The sequence below is a fragment of the Neisseria sp. P0022.S010 genome (assembly GCF_051956635.1).
Genome location: NZ_JBQCXF010000420.1, coordinates 1 through 2,651, shown reverse-complemented (window position 1 = coordinate 2,651; position 2,651 = coordinate 1). Strand labels below are relative to the sequence as shown.

At 54.5% G+C, this 2,651-nt stretch carries 3 protein-coding genes; all 3 read left to right on the top strand.

Annotated elements, in window-relative coordinates:
- The coding region (locus ACTHUT_RS17620) for a cell division ATP-binding protein FtsE (protein WP_440419228.1) at nucleotides 1-461 on the top strand (461 nt) is incomplete at its 5' end.
- Nucleotides 458-1,375, top strand: coding sequence for a permease-like cell division protein FtsX (gene ftsX / locus ACTHUT_RS17615; RefSeq protein ID WP_250599344.1), 918 nt, complete (start codon nucleotides 458-460; stop codon nucleotides 1,373-1,375). The genes ACTHUT_RS17620 and ftsX, both read left to right, overlap by 4 nt.
- A 195-nt stretch (nucleotides 1,376-1,570) precedes the next feature.
- The coding region (murA, locus tag ACTHUT_RS17610) for a UDP-N-acetylglucosamine 1-carboxyvinyltransferase (protein WP_440419226.1) at nucleotides 1,571-2,651 on the top strand (1,081 nt) is incomplete at its 3' end.

Below are 2,651 nucleotides of genomic sequence, written 5' to 3'. Positions count from 1 at the left end.
AAGACCTCGGCACCTTGAGCGACAATCAGATCGGCTTTATGCGCCAACATATCGGCATTGTCTTCCAAGACCACAAAATCCTCTACGACCGCAATGTCTTGCAAAACGTTATCCTGCCTTTGCGGATCAGCGGCTACCAGCCGCGCAAAGCTGAAGAGCGCGCGCGTATTGCGATTGAGAAAGTCGGCTTGAAAGGCCGCGAAAACGATATGCCCATCACTTTGTCCGGCGGCGAACAACAACGTTTGTGCATCGCGCGCGCAGTGGTTCACCAACCCAGCCTGCTGATCGCCGACGAGCCGTCCGCCAGCCTCGACCGCGCCTATGCGCTGGATATTATGGAATTGTTCAAAACCTTCCATGAAGCAGGCACGACTGTGATTGTTGCGGCGCACGATGAAACGCTGATGGCGGATTACGGCCACCGCGTCTTGCGCCTGCAGAAAGGACGCCTCGCATGAGTATGATTCATTACATCTCGTTACACGTCGAATCGGCACGCGCCGCGCTCAAAGAGCTTCTGCGCCAACCCATCGGCACGCTGCTGACCCTGCTCATGCTTGCCGTTGCCATGACCTTGCCGCTGTTTATGTATTTGGGTATCCAAAGCGGACAAAGCGTATTGGGCAAACTCAACGAATCGCCGCAGATTACGGTTTATATGGACACTGATGCGGCAGGTTCTGATGCCGACACGGTGAAAAACCTGCTCCAACGCGACAGCCGTATCGATAAAGTCCGCTTTATCAGCAAGCAGGAAGGTTTGGAAGAATTGCAGACCAATCTCGACCAAAACCTCGTTTCCATGCTTGATGGCAACCCGTTGCCCGACGTCTTTATCGTTACACCCGACCCTGCCACTTCTCCGGATCAGATGCAAGCCATCTATAAAGACATTACCAAACTGCCGCGCGTCGAATCAGCAACCATGGATACCGAATGGGTACAGACCCTTTATCGTATTAACGAATTTATCCGCAAGATTTTGTGGTTCCTCTCGCTGACTTTGGGCATGGCCTTTGTCTTGGTGGCACACAACACCATCCGCCTACAAATCCTCAGCCGCAAGGAAGAGTTGGAAATCACCAAGCTGTTGGGTGCGCCCGCTTCCTTCATCCGCCGCCCTTTCCTTTATCAGGCAATGTGGCAGAGTATTTTCTCCGCCGCCGTCAGCTTGGGCTTATCGGCCTGGCTGCTGGCCGAAGTACGGCCGCTGGTGGACGTGATTTTCAAACCCTACGGTCTGAACATCGGCTGGCGTTTCTTCACATTTAGCGAAGTGTCGCTGGTATTCGGCTTCGTCATCGCACTGGGCGTATTCGGCGCATGGCTGGCCACCACGCAACACCTCTTAGGCTTCAAAGCCAAAAAATAAGCCTTGGCAAACAGGCCGTCTGAACCATTCAGACGGCCTGAAATCTTATCCTTTCGCAACTTAAACAAACCTTGTGAAAATTTAATACTGCCAAATCTAACAGCAAGGGCATAATCCCTTATAATTGACGGTTTATTATCATCTCATTTCATTTGTGCGGCATAAGCCGTGCAGACAAATAACGAAAGACATCCTGTGGACAAACTCAAAATCTCTGCCAACGGCCCCCTCAACGGCGAAATCATCGTATCCGGCGCAAAAAACGCCGCCCTGCCGCTGATGTGTGCCGGTCTGCTGACTTCCGGCACTTTACGCTTGAAAAACGTACCCATGCTCGCCGACGTCAAAACCACCCAAAAACTGCTGCAAGGCATGGGCGCACGCGTTTTGACCGACAACATCTCCGAATTTGAAATCAACGGCGGCACCGTCAACAACACCTGCGCACCTTACGAGCTGGTAAAAACCATGCGCGCATCCATCTTGGTTTTGGGCCCGACCCTCGCCCGCTTCGGAGAAGCCCAAGTCAGCCTGCCCGGCGGCTGCGCCATCGGTTCGCGCCCGGTTGACCAACACCTCAAAGGCCTCGAAACCATGGGTGCGGAAATCACCATCGAACACGGTTACGTCAAAGCCAAAGGCCGTCTGAAAGGCACGCGCGTTACCATGGATGTTGTGACCGTAGGCGGCACTGAAAACCTGCTGATGGCGGCCACGCTCGCAGAAGGCACCACCATCCTCGAAAACTGCGCCATCGAGCCCGAAGTCGTCGATTTGGCCGAATGCCTCGTCAAAATGGGCGCGAAAATCAGCGGCATCGGTACAGCAACCATGACCATCGAAGGCGTAAAAGAGCTGCACGGCTGCGAACACAGCGTCGTTCCCGACCGTATCGAAGCCGGTACCTTCCTCTGCGCCGTTGCCATGACCGGCGGCAAAGTCGTCCTGCGCAATGCCGCCCCCAAAACCATGGAAGTCGTATTGGACAAACTGACCGAAGCCGGCGCCATCATCGAAGCAGGCGACAACTGGATTTCCATCGACATGCAACAACGCCCCAAAGCCGTGGACATCCGTACCGTCGTCCACCCAGGCTTCCCAACCGACATGCAGGCGCAGTTTATGGCCATGAACGCCATTGCCGAAGGTAGCAGCCGCGTGGTGGAAACCATTTTTGAAAACCGCTTCATGCACGTTCCCGAACTCAACCGCATGGGCGCAGACATCACCACCGAAGGCAACACCGCCTACATCAAAGGCGTGGAAAAACTCTCCG

Bases quoted from the DNA above. Each gene is read 5' to 3' on its own strand.
- ftsX (WP_250599344.1), top strand. From the start codon at position 458: ATGAGTATGATTCATTACATCTCGTTACACGTCGAATCGGCACGCGCC.